The organism is Janibacter sp. GXQ6167, from assembly GCF_041365945.1.
Classification (GTDB): Bacteria; Actinomycetota; Actinomycetes; order Actinomycetales; family Dermatophilaceae; genus JBGFSK01.
On the sequence record NZ_JBGFSK010000009.1, the window covers coordinates 40108 to 56573 of the forward strand.

Genomic DNA, 16466 nt, shown 5'->3' on the forward strand with positions numbered 1-16466 from the left:
ACGCCCGGGCCGGTGGGTCAGGTGACGGCGAGTGAGACGGTGCCCTTGGCGAGGTCGACGGCATCGAGGCGCACGGTGACCTCGCGGCCGAGTTCGGGGCTACCGGTCGCTCGGGCGATGACGGGCGGGTCGAGGAGCTGGACGGTGACCGAGCCATTGCCCTCGGGCGCGTCGACGACGAAGGCGTCGAAGGTCTCGCCGACCCGGTCCGCGAGCGTCGCGGCTTCGACGGCGTCGGTTGAGGCTCGCGCGACCGCACCGGAGACGCGGTCGGAGGCCGCCATGATCTCGGGCAACTGAGGAAGGGCCTCGCGCACCCAGGTCGGTACCGGTTCGTCCGCGCAGATGGCTGCGCACAGGGCCAGTCCGAAGCGGTCGACCAGGCGCCGCAGCGGCGCCGTGACGTGGGCATAGGCGGCCGCCAGGCCGGAGTGCTCCACCAACTCGGGGAGCTCCCCATCGAAGGCGGTGTAGCCCGCCCCGCGGAAGAGGGCCGTCGCCTCGTGAATGAGCGCAAGGTGCGTCGGGTTCGCCCGATCCAGGGACCGGAGGAACTCACCGTGGGTCTGCTCGGCGGCCCAGTCCACCCCGAGCGCGTGGGCGATGCGTCGCAGTTGAGCGAGCGTCTTCGCACTCGCCTCGGGAAGGGTGCGCAGCAGCCCGACCCGCGCGTGCAGCATCAACTGTGCCGCGGCCATCCCCGTCATCAGCGAGATCTGGGCGTTCCACTCTTCGACCGGGAGCATCGGACGCAGGTGGAGTCGGTACCGGCCGTCCCCGAGATCATCGACCTCCTGCTCGGGCATCGGGAGGGTCGCGCCACCGCGCTCCTGCTCGAGCCGGACCCGCAGCTCCCCCACTTCCTTCAGCAGCATCAGCACCTCGTCGGCGCTGCCATCGTCGATCGCGTCCTGCACCTGCTGGTAGTCCAACCGGGCGACGGACTTCACCATCGCCGGATAGAGGTCAATGTCGTAGCAGTCGCCGTCGTCGGCCAGGTGGAGATCCCAGACATATGCCGGGGTGAGCTGATCGGGCAGGAGGCTCGCCCGCCCTTCGCTGAGGACCGGCGGGTGAAGGGGGATTCGCCGGTCGGGCGCGTAGATCGTCTGCCCGCGCTTGCGCGCCTCGGTATCGATCGCGCCTCCGGGCTCGACGAAGGAGACGAGGTGCGCGATGGCGTACCGGACGCGGTACCCCTTCTCGGCGCGTTCGATATGCAGCGCCTGGTCGAGGTCCATCGAACCGGGCGGGTCGATGGTGACGAAGGGGACGCCGATCTCGTCGCGTTCGGGCAGGACGAGCGGCTCGGCGGCGACGCGTTCGGCCTCGGCGATCACCTCGGCGGGGAACTCGCGTGGGACCTCTTGCTCCGCGCGGATCGCCTCGAAGCGTTCGGCGAGGCCGGCGGCTTCCACGACATCCCGGGCGCCCGGGTCGGTGGCACGAAGGGTGACGGTGCGCTGCGTCATGGCGCCCACCCTAGATGAGCGGGCTCGAGTAGGTCCCTCGCCGACGAAGCGGGTATACACCTGATCGTGCTGATCCTCTTGCCCCCGTCGGAATCCAAGGCCGCCCGTACCCGCGGCAAACCGGTCGACCCGAGCGCGCTCTCCTTCCCAGGTCTCGCGGAGCGTCGGGCGGAGGTCGCCGACGCGCTCGCCGAGGTCAGCGCACGGCCCGACGCGCCCGAGGTCCTCGGGGTCTCCCCTAACCTCACCGACGAGATCGCGCGGAACACCGTCCTCGCCACCGCCCCCTCCCTGCCTGCGGGTGAGTGCTACACCGGCGTCCTCTATGACGCGCTCGATCTGGCGGGCCTGGACGCGGCCTACCGCCGCCGGGCGAACCGGCGGATCCTCGTCATCTCGGCCCTCTACGGCGCCGTGCGCCTCACCGACCGGATCGCTCCCTACCGCCTCGCGATGGACGTCAAGCTTCCCGGTATCGGCCCGCTGGCGAAGGCGTGGCGCCCCGACCTGGACCGTGCGCTCACCCCGCACGTCGGGAAGGGGGTCATCGTGGACTGCCGCTCCGCGACCTACGCCGCCGCCTGGTCCCCCACCGGAGACCTCGCGAAGCGCTGGGTCCAGATCACCGTCCCCGGCGCGAGCCATATGGCCAAGCACACCCGCGGTCTGGTCGCCCGGGCGCTCGCCGAGTCCGCCGCGGACCCGAAGACACCGCGGGCCCTCGCCGCCCAACTCGGCGAGCACTTCGACGTCGACCTCACCGAGCCCACGAGCCCACGCCGTCCCTACACGCTCGCCACCACCGCCCGGTAGATACCCGCGGCGGGGCCGTCATCGAGAGATCTGACGCAGCGCCCGGTCCAGATCATCGATGAGATCCTGCGGCGACTCGAGCCCGACCGAGATCCGCACGGTCGCATCCGTGATCCCGACCGCCGCTCGCGCTTGCTCGCCGAGGCGCCGGTGGGTCGTGGTCGCCGGGTGCGTGATGAGCGACTTGGAGTCGCCGAGATTGTTCGAGATGTCCACGAGGCGTAGGGCGTTCATCACCGCGAAGGCCTCGTCCTTGCCCCCGTCGACCGCAAAGGTCACGACCGTCCCTCCGCCGCTCATCTGCGCCGTAGCGAGTTCATGCTGCGGATGTGAAGGGAGCCAGGGGTAGATCACCTGGGTCACCGCGGGGTGCCGCTCCAGGTGCTCGGCGATGGCCAAAGCGCCCGCCGCCTGGGCATCGACGCGCAGTTTCATCGTCTCGAGCCCCTTCAGCAGAACCCAGGCGTTGAAGGGCGAAAGGCTCGGCCCGGTGTGCCGCATGAGGTTGCGCACCGGCCCGTCGATGTACTCCTGCGGGCCGAGGATCGCGCCGCCGAGGACGCGGCCTTGACCGTCGATGTGCTTGGTCGCCGAGTACACGATGATGTCCGCGCCGTGATCGAGCGGCCGCGAGAAGACCGGCGTCCCAAAGACGTTGTCCACCACCACCTTCGCCCCAGCGGCATGCGCGAGTTCGCTGACCGCAGCGATGTCGACGAGCTCTTGCATCGGATTGCTCGGCGTCTCGAAGAACACCGCAGTGGTCGGCGTCGCTAGCGCCTCGCGCCATTGGTCCAGGTCGGGGCCGTCGACGAAGACGGTCTCGACGCCCCACCGCGGAAGGATCTCGTCGAGGATGACGAAGCAACTGCCGAAGAGGCCGCGAGCGGCGACCACCCGCTCCCCCGCGCCAAGCAGGGCCGCGAGGGCCGTGAAGACCGCGCCCATCCCCGATCCGGTGGCGTAACAGGCCTGCGCACCTTCGAGCAGGCGCAGACGCTCTTCAAACATCGCCACGGTCGGGTTGCCGTACCGCGAATAGACGAACTTCGAGATCTCCTCGGTGAAGGCCGCCTCGGCCTCCTGAGCGCTGCCGTAGACGAAGCCCGAGGTGAGGTACATCGCCTCTGAGGTCTCGTCGAAGGTGCTGCGCGCCTGCCCGCCGCGAATCGCCAGGGTCGCCGGATCGAGTCCGGACGGGTCGAGATAGGGGCGCGGGTTACCGGGCCCGAAGGGGGTCGTGCTCATCGCTTAGCCCTGCCGCCAGGGCAGCCCGGCCGCCTTCCAGCCGCCGACGCCACGGTGTCCGTCGGCGTCAAGGTCACCCTCGAAGCCCCCGAGCACGTTGTACGCCGCGGAGAACCCCTCGGCGCTCGCGATCGCCGCGGCAGCGGTGGAGCGGGCACCGGAGCGGCAGATGAAGTAGACCGGCGCGTCCGGGTCGATCCCCTGCCCACGGACCTGGTCGATGAAGGAGGTGTTGAGGGCCCCATCGGGATAACGCTGCCACTGCACCAGGGCGACCTGCTTGTCGATCGGCCCCAGGTCGGGGACCCCGACATAGGCCCACTCGGCGTCGGTACGCACGTCGATGAGTACCGACCGCGGGTCATCGGTCAGGGCCTGCCAGGCCTCCTGCGGGGTGACATCTGCGGCGTAACTCATGGGGCGCAGCGTAATCTCCGCGCGCCCCAACCGGTTTCGCGGTCCCTCAGAGCGAGATGCCGAGGGAGACGAGCCAGGCCGTGACGACGAAGCGCAGCCAGCACCCGATGCCGGTGATGAGCGTGAAGGAAAGGAGCGGCACCTGCCGGGCTCCGGCGACGACAGTCACGACCGCGAGCGGCGGGAAGCCGACGCCGCCGCTTAAGGCCATCACGGCTCCCCCCTTCAGCGGATCGTCGATGACGCCGAGCATGCGCCGCGAGGCGCGCGCCATCTTCGCGCGCCAGTTGGACCTGACCGGTGGCGGCTTCTTCGGCTGCCGTTTGCGCCGCTCGGACCAGACGTCCATCCCCTTGCGGGCGGCGATGAAGTGGGTGATCTTCCCGACCATCAACCCGCCGGTCATCGCGGTGATGTACCACATCCACTCGCCGGGATAAATGACGGCGGCGGCCACGGCGTAGATCTCGGCATTGAGCGGCGGGAAGTACGCCGAGATCAGCCCGAAGGTGATCGCGCCGAGCAGCCCACCGGCGGTGAGCCAGGCAGGCAACTGATCGGCAACCTCGGCGAGGAGCGGCATCACGAAGGGGGGCTACGTCCGGTTAGTAAAGGCCACGACCGCGTGCCCGTCCGGCCACGCTTCCACGGCGTTGAGCGAGCCCGGGGCCCCGGCGAGGCGCCAGAGGCGCTCGGTCGGCATCCCGAGGACGTGCCCGAGCACGACCATGATGGGTTTGCGATGGCAGGCGACGATCACCGTGCCCCCGCGCGCGACGGCGCGCTCCCACGCGGCCAGGACTCGTTCCTGCAGGTCCTCGTGGCTCTCCCCGCCCGGGCGGGCGTACGTCGGATCGTCCCGAAGGGCGAGGAAGTCGTCCGGGTGATCTCGGATCAGATCCGGGGCGGCGAGCCCATCCCAGTCGCCGAAGGATTGCTCGTCCCAGTCGGCATCCACGACCGGCTCGACCCCGAGCGCCTCGGCGATCGCGGCTCCGGTTTCCTTGGCGCGAGCAAGGCCCGAGGTGATGACCTGGACCTCGTCGTCGCCGACGAGGAGCGCAGCGCTGCGGGCCGCTGCCGCGGCTTGCGCCCGACCCGCGTCGGAGAGCGAGGGGTCGGGACCACCGCGTCCATCCAGGCGGGCTTGCTCGGTGAAGGGGGTGACGCCATGGCGGACGAGCAGGACCCGCGTCGGTCGGCCGCGGCCCGGGCGCGCCTGGGCGGGGATCTGGTCGGTGTCGCGGGTGGGTTCGACGTCCTCGCGCGAGAGCCCCACTCCGGCGTCGGGAGCGTGCCCGGTGCCGCTGCGGGGTTCTTCCCCCGCGGCAGGGGCGGCGCCCCCTTCGCCTGGAGCACCGTCCGTCCAGTCCTCGATCGTGCGGCCGTCCATCGCGTCATTGGAGAGGGCATCGGCATCGGTGTTCTCGGCCCGCGGGATCCAGGTGTAGGTCACGGACCCGCCCGCTGCTTCGATCTCGCGCACGATCTCGCGGGCCTGCAGCGCGAGGGCCCGCATATCGGCGTGCTTGATCTTCCAGCGGCCCGCCATCTGTTCGACGACGAGCTTGGAGTCCAGGGCCGCCTCGATCCGCGCCCCCGCGTCGATCCGTGCGGCGGCGCTCAGGCCGGCGATCAGGCCCCGGTACTCGGCGACATTGTTCGACACCTTGCCGAGCGGCTCGGCGAGGCGCACGAGGACCCGTCCGCTCTCGTCTCGCACGAGCGCGCCATACCCAGCGACACCGGGGTTACCTCGAGACCCTCCGTCGGCCTCGACGCGCAGGGAGCGCCCCATCAGGCGGGGGTCCGCACGAGGATGCGATTGCACTCCTCGCAGCGCAGGACCTCATCGGCTGCGGCCGCGGCAATCCGGCTGAGGTCGACCGGGTTCAGTTGCAGTTGGCATCCGCTGCAGCGGCCCTGGACGAGCGCCGCCGCACCGATCCCCGAATTCGCCCGGATGCGTTCGTAAAGCGCGATGAGCGCGTCGTCGATCTCGGCCACGATGCCAGCACGCGGCTGCTCGACCTTCGCCCGCTCGGCGTCGAGGTCGGCAAGCGCGGCGTCGCGGGCCTGCTCCAAGGTGGCCGCCCGGGCGGTCGCCGTGCCCTGCTCGGCGGAGAGGCGAGCCACGGCCGTTTGGGCCTCCTCGGCGCGCTCCATCACTTCCAGTTCGATCTCTTCGAGCTCGTCCTGACGACGAGCGAGGGAGGCGAGCTCGTGCTGGAGGGCGGTCAGGTCCTTCGCGGTGCCCTGACCGGAATCCAGCCGCGCCTGATCGCGCGCTGCCCGATCGCGGACCATCTGGACATCGGCATCGGCCCGGGTCACCTCGCGCTGCACATCGCTGAGGTGCGTCTGGGCGCGCACGAGGTCATCGGAGACGGCCGTGAGCGCGCTCCGGGCCTGCTCGGCCTCGGCGATTTGCGGCAGGGTCTTCTCGGCGTGGGCCAGTTGGGTCAGGCGCGTGTCGAGCGCCTGGAGGTCGAGCAAGCGCAGTTGGACGCTGGGATCGGCCTTCACGAGGTCTCCTTGCTGGGGGTCATGGCGCCGACCGTAAAGGTCCACGGGTCGGTCCTGATGGTGCTGACGCCGGTCTCCAACCTATCGACCTCATGTCCTGCGGCCGACAACGCTGCGACAAGACGCTCGAGCGCGTGGTCGAGCCAGAGGGACTCGGTCGCCCAGTGTCCGGCGTCGATGAGGAAGGGGGTACCGCCGCGAGCCTCCTCGCGGGCCTCGAGAGCAGGGTGATGGCGCAGGTCAGAGGTGACGTAGACGTCCGCGCCACTGGCCCGGACCGCGTCGAAGAGGGAATCGCCCGCCCCACCGAGCAGAGCAACCCGGCGCACCATCGCCCCGGCGGGCCCCGACACCCGGATCCCTCCCGGCGCCGAAGGGAGCGCGCCCGCGAGCCGCTCGGCGAAGTCAGCGAGCGAGACCGGCTCGCCCAGGTCGCCGACGAGACCCATGCCGCGGCCCTCTTCGATCGCGAGCGGTTCGGTCTCGGTGAGCCCGCAGGCCTTCGCCAGGGCCGTGTTGACGCCGGGTTCGGCGATGTCGGCGTTGGTGTGTGCGACATAGAGCGCGACGTCGCCGACGACCAAGGAGGTGACGCTCGCCCCCTTCGCCGTGGTCGTCGCGACCGAGTGGATCCCGCGCATCAGGAGCGGGTGGTGGGTGAAGAGCAGGTCCGCGCCGAGCTCGCGGGCCTCGTCGATCACCGCCAGAGTGGGGTCGACCGCTGCGAGGATCCGCCGGACCGGTTGGTCAAGGTCGCCCGTCACGAGACCGACCTGGTCCCAGGACTGCGCGGTGTCGGGCGGATAGGTCTCGTCGAGGACGGCCACGACATCGCGCACGGTGATCATGTGGGCCCGGCCGGGATCGAACCGACGACATCCACGGTGTAAACGTGGCGCTCTACCAGCTGAGCTACAGGCCCTCGCCACCAGTCACCCGGGGCGGCCTCGATTGTGCCAGGTCAAACCGGGGCGTTCGCCCGCCAGGGTCAGGGCTGGCGCGTCGCGGGCCGGGTCGACCCGACGATCCTCGCGGGCGCACCGGCGACAATCGAATACGGCGGGACATCGTGCTTGACCACGGAATTGGCGGCGACGATGCAGCGCTCGCCGATCGTGACGCCCGAGGTCACGACGGAATTGACGCCCAGCCAGCAGTTGTCCCCGATCGAGGTCGGACCCTTGGAGACGAACCCTTGCCAGGTGATCGGCAGGTCGGGGTCGTCGACCTTGTGGTCAGCATCACTAACGAAACACCCGTTGGCGAGCATGCAGTGCTTGCCGATGCTCACCTGGTCGAGAGAGGCGACCATTGCCGAGACGTTCATGATCGTCCCGTCGCCGATGCTGATCGACCCGGATTCGCCCCCGGTTAGCCAGACCCAGGGCTCGAAGATGACGTGCTCACCGACGCGCAGGCGCCCTTCGCGGAGCATCTGGAGCGGTTCTCCGAGCACCACCCCGCGGGCGAAGGCGCCACGCCGGGCGAGTTCGTACCCGAGGCGCGCGCGATACGGCCACCGGGTCGGGGCCCCCAGCCATCGCCAGCGCTGCCACCAAAGGCGCGCGCGGGCAGGGTCCATCAGGCGAGCGAGGCCAGGGCGGCGTCGTAGCCCGAGAAGTCACGCGCCTCCCCCGGGCCGTTGACCAAGGTCCAGACGATCCGGCCCTCCTTGTCGATGAGGAAGGTGCCACGGATCGCCATCCCGGCGTCGTCGTTGAAGACGCCATAGGCGCTCGCGACCTCGCCATGGGGCCAGAAGTCGCTCAGCAGCGGGAAGAAGTACGCCTCGGCATCGGCCCAGGCACGCAGGCTGAACATCGGGTCGCACGAGATCGCGAGGACCTGAACCGCGTCGGAAGAGAAGCGCTCGAGCTCGTCACGGATCTCTCGCAGTTCTCCGGTGCAGATCCCCGAGAAGGCGAAGGGGTAGAAGACGAGCACGACCGCCTTATCGCCCGCGAAGTCCGCGAGGCTCACATCGCGCCCGTTCTGGTCCTTCAGGGTGAAGCCGGGGGCGATATCGCCCACCTGTGCCGGGCCGGGCGTCTTAGTGCTCATGGCACCTGAGTCTGCCAGCCCGATCACCGATCCAGCGGCGAAGGTCAGCGGCCGCTCTTGCGCGCTACCAGCAAGGTCGCGACCCAGCGCTCTCCGCACATCGCCGTGGTCGAGGTGTGCAGGCCCGCCGTCGTCGCTGCCTCTTCGACATCGGCGGGGTCGACGGCGCCATCGCCGTCGCCTCGGGGGGTGAGCAACACGATCATGCCGCCGTCTTCCAAGGTGCCGAGCGTGTCGACGAGCGCATCGGTGAGATCGCCGTCCTCGTCTCGCCACCAGAGAATCGCGGCGTCGGCGGCGCCGGTGAAGTCCTCGTCTTCCAGTTCGGTGCCAACCGCGTCCTCCACCGCAAAGCGGAAGTCATCGTCGGCATCGTCGTCCCAGCCCCACTCCTGGACGACCTGGTCGTTCTCGAACCCCAGCTTGGCTACGGCCGCAGCCATGGCCTCGGGCCCGGTCTCGCCGGTCACGTCACCTGTTCCCTTCTTGTTGTCCTCGATCGGTGTGCGCGAAGCACGTTGGGCGTTAGTCCAGCGGGTTCGGGCCCGCATCGCAAGCGGTACTAGGCGTGTCGGGTTCTTCCGAGGGCGCTGTGGGCATTGGAAGGGGGACCCGTCGGGCGGCCGCGGTCAGGGTGGATTCGATCTGCGCGAGGGCGGTGGCGTCGGTGACCGTGAGGTGCTCAAGCACCGGGCTCACCGGCCCGACGGTCGAGACGAGGTGGAGGTCGGCGAGGCCGAGGCGCCGGTCGATCGGGCCCTGCCGCAGGGCGATCGACTGGACCCGCCCCTGGGGCACCACCTGCACGCGGCGGCGGAGCCATCCGCCCCGGGTCACCACGGCGTCCGGGCCCACGTGCGCTCCCGTGCGGCGCCACGCGAAGGGCGCGACCCACCTCGCCGAGCGAGGCGCGACAACCCAGTCCCCGCCCAGCTGGTGGGGGGCGCGAAGGGCGTCGGCGACGACCTCGGGGTCGGCCGACGGGAGGAGGACGCCGACGATGCGGCGCAATTCCTCGAGGGTGCCGACCGGTACGAGCACCGACTCGGTCTCGGTCGCATCGCCCCCGAGGGAGGCTCCCGCGACGTTGATCTTGAGGTCCCACCAGTCCTTCTGCCGCCACATCAGGCGCTGGGTGGCCTCGACCGCCTGCACCCGGCGGATCGGCACGGTCGAGGTCCGCACCGAGGTCAGGCCGCGCCGGATCCGTAGGGTGTCGCCGCTCTCGTGGACGGTGAGATTAGCCCAGGTCAGCAGGCCCCGGATCCGCCCGAGGAGGACTAGGACGAGCGGCGGAATCGACCCAAGGAAGAGCCCGATTCCGACGCCGACGCTCGAAGTGAGCACCAGGACGATGATCGCGAGGGCCGCAAAGACGCCGGCCGCGGGCGCCGCGGCGAGCACCATCGACATGATGAGTCGCTCGAACGGCATCTGGAGCAAGAGCACCGTCGGCGTGGGGTTTCGTTGCGATGCGTCGCTCTCTCCCCCTTCGCCTCCGGTCACGCCCGGGGCATCGGCGGCAGCGGCGAGCCCGAGGAGCTGGTCGCGCGTGCGCTCGGCTTCCCGCAGGGGCAAGTAGGTGAGCGCGAGGTGGGAGTCCGAGCCGCCCGCGGACTCGACCCGGACCTGCGCCAGCCCGAAGAGGCGGGCCAGGATCGGTTGCGAGACGTCGACGGCTTGCACCCGGTCGTGGCGGACCTGGCGGTGCTGGCGAAAGAGCAAACCGGTGCGCAGCTCGGTGCTCGTCGGTCCGATGCGATAGCGCGTCGCCCACCAGATCGCGGCGTTGACGCCAATCACGCCGGCGATCACCAGGATGAGCCCGGCCAAGGACAGCAGTGGGTTCGAGAGCACCGCGTCGTAGCCACTTCCCTCCCAGTCATCGGGTTGCTGGGGTCTCCCGAACGCCCCGAAGATCCGCTCGAACTGTTGGCTGATCAGCCAGCCGAGGATCGCGAGCAGCACGACGCCGCCGCTCAGTAACGGCGAGAGCGGATGCACCCGCTGCCACTCGCCGTTCGCTGCGGGTTGGGTCACAGCCCCGCCCGCTGAGCTTCGCCGCGGGCCGCGAGGCGCTCCCGCAGGGCGTGCGCCTCGGCTTCGGGCAGCCCGGGGATGGAGCCATTACTCGACGGCGAGGCGGTGTGGACCTCGATCGAGGCGAGGCCGAAGCCGCGAAGGAGCGGACCGGCCTCGAGGTCGACGTATTGAATCCGCCCGTAGGGGATCGTGACGAGCCGGCGCCAGAGCCGTCCGCGGCGGATCGCCACCTCGTCCTCCAGTTCGGCGTAGGAGATCGCCGGGACCTGCCGGATGATCAGCCACTGCCCCCAGATCCACATGGCCACGACGATCGGCACCGCAATCGTGGCGATCAGCGGGTGGAGGAAGGCGCCGAGAGTGCCAGCGATCGTAAGGAGCACGACGATCGGGATCGCGAGCGCGATCGAACGGACCGTGATGAGCCGCCGCGACACCAGCTGCCAGGGCAACTGGTGATTGTCGTAGAGGTCAATGGCCGGTGCACTCGGCGCAGGGCTTTGGATCGGCTGGCTCACCGACCCAGTCAATCAAAGGCAGCGCCACTTAGGCTGACCGGTCATGGGACGACTTACCCGACGGGCACCGGCCCAGCAGTGGCGCGGCGGAGAGAGCCAGCGCCGCGTCGACACCCTCGCCGTCGAAGAGCCGCTCGAGATCCGGCTCAGCGGCGAGGTCGTCACGGTGACGATGCGCCTGCCCGGGGACGACTTCGACCTCGCGCTCGGTCACCTGTTGACCGAAGGGGTCATCGCCTCCGGCGAGGACATCGCGACGATGATGCATTGCACCGACACCGGCGACGATGGCTTGCCGACCTACAACGTCGTCGAGGTCGCGATGGCTCCCGGCCTGCTCCCCCGGCGTCCGCTCGTCGGCCGAGCAGAAATCGCGACCGGTGGGTGCGGCATCTGCGGCACCGTGCAGGTCGATGAGTTGCTGACCCGGCTCCCCCACGCGATCGATCGGGATCGGACCACCTTCACCCTCTCGGCCATCGAGGCGGGTCTCGCGGCGATGCGTGAACGCCAGCGCGTCTTCGACGCCACCGGTGGGGTCCACGCCGCGGCCCTGATCACCCCCGACGGCGAGGTCCTGGTCGTCCGCGAGGACATCGGCCGGCACAACGCCGTCGACAAGGTGATCGGGTGGGCGGTCCGCGAAGGGCGCAGCGACCTCTCCGGGCTCGGGCTGCTCGTCAGTTCCCGCGCGGGTTTTGAGATCGTGCAGAAGGGAGCGGCCGCCGGAGTCCCCTTGATCGCCTGCGTCTCGGCGGCTTCCACCCTCGCCGTCGAGGCCGCCGACCGGGCCGGACTCACCCTCGCCGCCTTCGTCCGTCCACCCCGCGCGAGCGTGCTGAGCCACCCCGACCGGGTGACCAGCTGACCCCCTTCGCTGCTCATCGACAACGGCCGCGGGAGACCCAACTAGGGTTGTGACGCGCGCCACCATAGGATGGGGCGTACCGAGATGGCAGGCCAGACCCGACGGTCGATGCCGCTGCCGTCCACCGAAGACCGCGAAAGGAGCGCCGACGTGGTCGGACGCGACGAGATGCCGAACGACGGACCCATCCTAAACGGGATCCCGACGTCGCTGCCGGATATCGACCCCGAGGAGACCCAGGAATGGGTGGACTCCCTGGACGGGCTGATCGATGAGGCGGGGCGCGAACGCGCCCGCTATGTGATGCTGCGCCTGCTGGAGCGGGCGCGGATGAAGAATGTCGGCGTCCCCTCCCTCACGACGACCGACTACGTCAATACGATCGACCCGCTCCACGAGCCGTGGTACCCAGGCGACGAGCAAATCGAGCGCCGCTACCGCGCGTGGATCCGCTGGAACGCCGCGGTCCTCGTCCACCGGGCCCAGCGCCCCGATGTCGCCGTCGGCGGGCACATCTCGACCTATGCCTCGGCCGCGACCCTCTATGAAGTCGGCTTCAACCACTTCTGGCGCGGCAAGGACCACCCGGGCGGCGGCGACCACATCTTCTTCCAGGGCCATGCCTCGCCGGGAATGTACGCCCGCGCCTTCCTCGAAGGGCGGCTTACCGAGGACCAGCTCGACGGCTTCCGCCAGGAGAAGAGCCATGTCGTCGACGGCAAGGTCGAGGGCCTGCCGAGTTACCCGCACCCGCGCTTGATGCCGGACTTCTGGGAGTTCCCGACCGTGTCGATGGGCCTCGGCCCGATGAACGCGATCTACCAGGCGCAGTTCGATAAGTACCTGCTGAACCGCGGGATCAAGGACACTTCTCAGCAGCGCGTCTGGGCCTTCCTCGGCGATGGCGAGATGGACGAGGCGGAGAGCCGCGGCCTGCTCCAGGTCGCCGCTAACGAGGAACTCGACAACCTCACCTTCGTCGTCAACGCCAACCTCCAGCGCCTCGACGGCCCGGTCCGTGGCAACGGCAAGATCATCCAAGAGCTCGAGGCCTTCTTCCGCGGCGCCGGCTGGAATGTGATCAAGGTCGTCTGGGGCCGCGGCTGGGACCCGCTGCTCGCTGCCGATCACGATGGCGCCCTCGTCAACTTGATGAACCAGACCCCGGACGGGGACTACCAGACCTTCCGCGCCAACGACGGTGCCTACGTGCGCGAGCACTTCTTCGACCGCGACCCGCGCACCCGCAAGCTCGTCAAGGACTGGTCCGATGACGACATCTGGTGGAAGCTCAAGCGCGGCGGTCACGACTACAACAAGGTCTTCGCCGCCTACCGGGCCGCGGTCGAGCACACTGGGCAGCCGACGGTCATCCTCGTCAAGACGATCAAGGGCTACGGCCTCGGCAAGAGCTTCGCGGGACGTAACGCGACCCACCAGATGAAGAAGCTCACCCTCGATGATTTGAAGGCCCTGCGCGACAACCTGCGCATCCCGATCAGCGACGAGCAGCTCGAAGCCGACCCCTACCTCCCCCCGTACTACAACCCGGGGCCGGAGGATGAGGCGATCCAGTACCTGCGCGAGCGCCGCGACAAGCTCGGCGGTGGCCTCCCGAGCCACCGCGTCGACTACCAGCCGATCTCCCTTCCGGGCCCGGATGCCTACAAGCAGGTGGCGAAGGGGTCTGGCAAGCAGCAGGTCGCGACCACCATGGCCTGGGTGCGTCTCATCAAGGACATGATGCGCGACAAGGAGTTCGGCAAGCGGGTCGTGCCGATCATCCCCGACGAGGCCCGGACCTTCGGGATGGACTCGTTCTTCCCGACGATCAAGATCTACAACCCGCACGGGCAGAACTACACCTCGGTCGACGCCGAGTTAATGCTTGCCTACAAGGAGTCCGAGCAGGGGCAGATCCAGCACACCGGGATCAACGAGGCCGGTTCGGTGGCCGCCTTCGCGGCGGCGGGGACGTCGTACGCCACCCATGGCGAGCCGATGATCCCGCTCTACATCTTCTACTCGATGTTTGGCTTCCAGCGCACCGGTGACGGGATCTGGGCCGCTGCCGATCAGATGGCCCGCGGCTTCCTGCTCGGCGCGACGGCCGGTCGCACGACGCTGACCGGTGAGGGCCTGCAGCATGCCGACGGGCAGTCCCCCCTTCTCGCTGCGACGAACCCCGCGGTCGTGGCGTACGACCCGGCGTTCGGCTTCGAGATCGGCCACATCATGCGGGCCGGACTGGAGCGGATGTACGGCGGGGACGCACCGCAGGATGACCCGAACCGCAACGTCATGTACTACCTGACGCTCTACAACGAGCCGATCGTCCAGCCCGCCGAGCCGGAGAACCTCGACGTCGACGGCCTGCTGAAGGGGATGTACCTCTACCAGCCGGGCAACGCCGAGGGCCTGGGCGACACCCCGCCGCGCACTCAACTGCTCGCGAGCGGAGTCGGGATGCCCTGGGCTCGCGAGGCTCAGGACCTGCTCCGTGAGGACTGGGGCGTCGTCGCCGACGTCTGGTCGGTCACGAGTTGGAGCGAGTTGCGACGCGAGGCGATGGACTGCGATCTCGAGGCCTACCTCCACCCGGAGAAGCCCAAGCGCACGCCGTACATCACCGAGGCGCTCACCGGAGCGGTCGGTCCGGTCGTCGCGGTCTCGGACTACATGCGCGCGGTGCAAGACCAGATCCGCCCGTGGGTGCCCGAGGAGTTCTCGGCGCTCGGCACGGACGGCTTCGGCTTCTCCGACACGCGCGCCGCCGCTCGGCGCTACTTCCACGTCGATGGGCCCTCGATTGCGGTGCGCGCGTTGCAGATGCTCGCCGCGCGGGGCTGGATCGACGCCGACGTGCCGGCAGAGGCGGCCAAGCGCTACCGACTGCACGATGTCTCGGCCGGGACCTCCGGCAATGCCGGAGGCGACGCGTAGGCCGCGGCTCACCCCCTTCCCACCACGACCCCGGACTCTCCCGCCTTTGCTTAAGCAAGAGCGGGAGGGTCCTCTCTTTGCTTAAGCACGTCCTCGTTGCTCACCCTCGGGGGTAAGCAACAAGGACGTGCTTAAGCAAAGTCGGGTCGGGTCGGGTCGGTCGGGTCGGGTGGGGCGGGGTCAGCGAGGAAGGGGGCCGAGGGTCGCCTCAGCGTCGTCGGCCCACTGCGGGAGGTCGGCGCGGTAGCGGGCGATCGACACCCCGAGACCATTGCGCTTCACCTCCATCCCCTCCTCGGCGAAGTGGGCGCAGGCCGCCTCTCGGAGGTGCCGGGGCGGGTCTCCGGAGGCGCTGGTGACCCGCCACCAGGGCAGGTCGGTGGCCCCCTTCGCCATGATCTGTCCGACCTGGCGCGGCCCGATCCCTAGGAGCGCGGCGATATCGCCGTACGAGACGACCCGGCCGGGCGGGATGAGCCGCACCACGGCGTGCACCTGCTCGGCGAGGTCCATCGCGCGACGAGGGTCAGCGGCCGTCGAGGAAGCGGCGCCGCGCCTCGACCCCGACATCGGCCTGGTCGCAAAAGAGGCCGTCGACCCCCTCGCCGAGGAAGGCCAGCTGCTCGTCGAACGCCCGGCCCACCTCGTGCTCGACGCTGCCGACGCGTAGATCGGTGGGGAGGAAGGCGTTTTCGACCCGGAAGGTGTAGGGGTGGACCACGAGCCCAGCGGCGTGCGCCCGGGCGACAAGCCCCGTCGATTCGCCGAGCGCGCCGCTCTCGGTCCGGGCGATCACCTGGTCCTTCGCGGGCCCGATCCCCTGGACGGTTTCGGCGAGCTCCGTCAGACCGGGACCGGTCAGATAGTCCTCATACCGGCGCGGGTCCCCGTGCGGCCCGCCCTGTCCCTCGGTGAGGAAGACCATCGGCACCCGGGCGCCATGGGCCTCGCGCAGCCGCCGGAGGTTGGTGATCTCGAAGGATTGGACGAAGCACCAAGCATCCGCCCGGTCCAGATCGGCCGCCCGCAAGGCCGTGAGGAGCGGCTCGTCGAAGGAGAGCCCGAGGCTCTCGAAATAGCTCGGTGACTTGGTCTCGGGGTAGACCCCGATCGGGCGGCCGAGTTCCCCTTCCATCCGCTGACGCAGATCGAGGATCTCCGTAAAGGTCGGGACCTCGTAGGCCCCGTCGTAGAGCGTGTTCTGTTGGCGCAGTTGGGGAATCCGTTCGATCGCGCGCAGGGTCTTGATCTCGGCGAGCGTGAAGTCCTCGCTAAACCACCCACTCACCTCGCGCCCGTCGATCACCTTGGTGGTGCGCCTCGTCGCGAACTCGGGCCGACTCGCCACATCCGTCGTGTGGCCGATCTCGCTCTCGTGCCGGGCGACGAGATGCCCGTCAGAGGTCATCACGAGATCGGGTTCGAGGAAGTCCGCCCCCAGCCGAGCGGCGAGCTCGTAGGAGGCGAGGGTGTGCTCCGGGCGGTAGCCGCAGGCACCGCGATGGCCGATGACGAAGGGGGGAGGCGTCACCTGCTCATTGAACCGCACGGCGCGGG

Annotated in this window: 17 protein-coding genes and 1 tRNA gene; 3 read left to right on the top strand and 15 right to left on the bottom strand. The window is 69.6% G+C overall.

The window, feature by feature from the left end; all coding sequences use genetic code 11:
- Positions 1-17 precede the first annotated feature (17 nt).
- Positions 18-1472, bottom strand: a complete 1455-nt coding sequence (locus tag AB8K43_RS12980; RefSeq protein ID WP_370894633.1) for an RNB domain-containing ribonuclease — start codon at positions 1470-1472, stop codon at positions 18-20.
- Between the two features lie 66 nt (positions 1473-1538).
- On the opposite strand from AB8K43_RS12980, the gene AB8K43_RS12985 reads away from it, so the two are divergent.
- Positions 1539-2285: a YaaA family protein gene (locus tag AB8K43_RS12985; RefSeq protein ID WP_370894634.1), complete on the top strand. Its 747-nt coding sequence runs from the start codon at positions 1539-1541 to the stop codon at positions 2283-2285.
- Positions 2286-2303: 18 nt separating this feature from the next.
- On the opposite strand, the gene AB8K43_RS12990 is transcribed toward AB8K43_RS12985, so the two are convergent.
- From AB8K43_RS12990 to AB8K43_RS13045, 12 genes are all read right to left on the bottom strand, one after another.
- The gene (locus AB8K43_RS12990; protein ID WP_370894635.1) at positions 2304-3533 is read right to left on the bottom strand and encodes an O-succinylhomoserine sulfhydrylase; all 1230 of its coding nucleotides are present in this window, start codon (positions 3531-3533) and stop codon (positions 2304-2306) included.
- 3 nt (positions 3534-3536) lie between these two features.
- Complete coding sequence (locus AB8K43_RS12995; RefSeq protein WP_370894636.1) at positions 3537-3950, bottom strand: rhodanese-like domain-containing protein; 414 nt, start codon at positions 3948-3950, stop codon at positions 3537-3539.
- A 46-nt stretch (positions 3951-3996) separates the two neighbouring features.
- Positions 3997-4536: a hypothetical protein gene (locus AB8K43_RS13000; RefSeq protein ID WP_370894637.1), complete on the bottom strand. Its 540-nt coding sequence runs from the start codon at positions 4534-4536 to the stop codon at positions 3997-3999.
- Between the two features lie 9 nt (positions 4537-4545).
- Entirely contained in the window at positions 4546-5748 is a 1203-nt protein-coding gene (locus tag AB8K43_RS13005; RefSeq protein WP_370894638.1) for a bifunctional RNase H/acid phosphatase, read from the bottom strand.
- Positions 5748-6476: a zinc ribbon domain-containing protein gene (locus AB8K43_RS13010; protein ID WP_370894639.1), complete on the bottom strand. Its 729-nt coding sequence runs from the start codon at positions 6474-6476 to the stop codon at positions 5748-5750. The genes AB8K43_RS13005 and AB8K43_RS13010 overlap by 1 nt, the downstream gene beginning before the upstream one ends.
- A complete protein-coding gene (locus AB8K43_RS13015; RefSeq protein WP_370894640.1) occupies positions 6473-7324 on the bottom strand; it encodes a Nif3-like dinuclear metal center hexameric protein in 852 nt (283 codons plus the stop codon). Before AB8K43_RS13015 ends, AB8K43_RS13010 begins: the two co-directional genes overlap by 4 nt.
- A gap of 1 nt (position 7325) precedes the next feature.
- Positions 7326-7398: transfer RNA gene (locus AB8K43_RS13020), tRNA-Val, on the bottom strand.
- A 66-nt stretch (positions 7399-7464) separates the two neighbouring features.
- Positions 7465-8058, bottom strand: a complete 594-nt coding sequence (locus tag AB8K43_RS13025; protein WP_370894641.1) for a DapH/DapD/GlmU-related protein — start codon at positions 8056-8058, stop codon at positions 7465-7467.
- Complete coding sequence (locus AB8K43_RS13030; protein WP_370894642.1) at positions 8058-8537, bottom strand: peroxiredoxin; 480 nt, start codon at positions 8535-8537, stop codon at positions 8058-8060. Before AB8K43_RS13030 ends, AB8K43_RS13025 begins: the two co-directional genes overlap by 1 nt.
- A gap of 44 nt (positions 8538-8581) precedes the next feature.
- Positions 8582-9007: a DUF3052 domain-containing protein gene (locus AB8K43_RS13035; RefSeq protein ID WP_370894643.1), complete on the bottom strand. Its 426-nt coding sequence runs from the start codon at positions 9005-9007 to the stop codon at positions 8582-8584.
- Between the two features lie 55 nt (positions 9008-9062).
- Positions 9063-10577, bottom strand: a complete 1515-nt coding sequence (locus AB8K43_RS13040; RefSeq protein ID WP_370894644.1) for a PH domain-containing protein — start codon at positions 10575-10577, stop codon at positions 9063-9065.
- Complete coding sequence (locus tag AB8K43_RS13045; RefSeq protein WP_370894645.1) at positions 10574-11098, bottom strand: PH domain-containing protein; 525 nt, start codon at positions 11096-11098, stop codon at positions 10574-10576. The genes AB8K43_RS13040 and AB8K43_RS13045 overlap by 4 nt, the downstream gene beginning before the upstream one ends.
- Positions 11099-11141: 43 nt before the next feature.
- On the opposite strand from AB8K43_RS13045, the gene fdhD reads away from it, so the two are divergent.
- The gene (gene fdhD, locus AB8K43_RS13050; protein WP_370894646.1) at positions 11142-11966 is read left to right on the top strand and encodes a formate dehydrogenase accessory sulfurtransferase FdhD; all 825 of its coding nucleotides are present in this window, start codon (positions 11142-11144) and stop codon (positions 11964-11966) included.
- A 168-nt stretch (positions 11967-12134) separates the two neighbouring features.
- The gene (gene aceE / locus AB8K43_RS13055; RefSeq protein WP_370894715.1) at positions 12135-14909 is read left to right on the top strand and encodes a pyruvate dehydrogenase (acetyl-transferring), homodimeric type; all 2775 of its coding nucleotides are present in this window, start codon (positions 12135-12137) and stop codon (positions 14907-14909) included.
- 180 nt (positions 14910-15089) lie between these two features.
- On the opposite strand, the gene AB8K43_RS13060 is transcribed toward aceE, so the two are convergent.
- Entirely contained in the window at positions 15090-15422 is a 333-nt protein-coding gene (locus tag AB8K43_RS13060; RefSeq protein ID WP_370894647.1) for an MGMT family protein, read from the bottom strand.
- A gap of 13 nt (positions 15423-15435) precedes the next feature.
- The gene (locus AB8K43_RS13065; RefSeq protein ID WP_370894648.1) at positions 15436-16440 is read right to left on the bottom strand and encodes a glycerophosphodiester phosphodiesterase family protein; all 1005 of its coding nucleotides are present in this window, start codon (positions 16438-16440) and stop codon (positions 15436-15438) included.
- Between the last annotated feature and the right edge of the window lie 26 nt (positions 16441-16466).

Bases quoted from the DNA above. Each gene is read 5' to 3' on its own strand.
- AB8K43_RS12980 (WP_370894633.1), bottom strand. From the start codon at position 1,472: ATGACGCAGCGCACCGTCACCCTTCGTGCCACCGACCCGGGCGCCCGG.
- AB8K43_RS12990 (WP_370894635.1), bottom strand. From the start codon at position 3,533: ATGAGCACGACCCCCTTCGGGCCCGGTAACCCGCGCCCCTATCTCGAC.
- AB8K43_RS12995 (WP_370894636.1), bottom strand. From the start codon at position 3,950: ATGAGTTACGCCGCAGATGTCACCCCGCAGGAGGCCTGGCAGGCCCTG.
- AB8K43_RS13005 (WP_370894638.1), bottom strand. From the start codon at position 5,748: ATGGGGCGCTCCCTGCGCGTCGAGGCCGACGGAGGGTCTCGAGGTAAC.
- AB8K43_RS13015 (WP_370894640.1), bottom strand. From the start codon at position 7,324: ATGATCACCGTGCGCGATGTCGTGGCCGTCCTCGACGAGACCTATCCG.
- AB8K43_RS13025 (WP_370894641.1), bottom strand. From the start codon at position 8,058: ATGGACCCTGCCCGCGCGCGCCTTTGGTGGCAGCGCTGGCGATGGCTG.
- AB8K43_RS13030 (WP_370894642.1), bottom strand. From the start codon at position 8,537: ATGAGCACTAAGACGCCCGGCCCGGCACAGGTGGGCGATATCGCCCCC.
- fdhD (WP_370894646.1), top strand. From the start codon at position 11,142: ATGGGACGACTTACCCGACGGGCACCGGCCCAGCAGTGGCGCGGCGGA.
- aceE (WP_370894715.1), top strand. From the start codon at position 12,135: ATGCCGAACGACGGACCCATCCTAAACGGGATCCCGACGTCGCTGCCG.
- AB8K43_RS13060 (WP_370894647.1), bottom strand. From the start codon at position 15,422: ATGGACCTCGCCGAGCAGGTGCACGCCGTGGTGCGGCTCATCCCGCCC.